This is a genomic window from Monashia sp. HAY1-5C (genome assembly GCF_056755255.1).
The window spans coordinates 1-271 of the sequence record NZ_JBPGXG010000366.1; the positions used below are offsets into that span (position 1 = coordinate 1).

Below are 271 nucleotides of genomic sequence, written 5' to 3' on the forward strand. Positions count from 1 at the left end.
GCTACCTCCTTCGCCGGATGAGGGCATCCGCGGCAACGACGCCGCGTGATTCACCCAAGACCATCAAGGGATTAATGTTCAGTTCTTGGAGCAGCGCGGCGTTCTTTACGACATATTCTGCCGCTGATACGACGGCGTCGGCAACGATTTCGAGACTGCTTGCCGCACTGCCACGATAGCCTTCGATGAGCTTGCGGACCTTCAGCCGTGAAATCCTGTCCAAAACCTCCGCTTTCGTCACCGGAAGCGGCAGGACGACGGAATCTTCAAG

At 57.2% G+C, this 271-nt stretch carries 1 protein-coding gene; it reads right to left on the reverse strand.

Annotated features, from left to right (window positions below):
• Position 1: 1 nt before the first annotated feature.
• A partial coding sequence (locus tag ACR9ZK_RS22055; protein ID WP_481344086.1) for an acetate--CoA ligase family protein occupies positions 2-271 on the reverse strand: 270 nt, incomplete at its 5' end.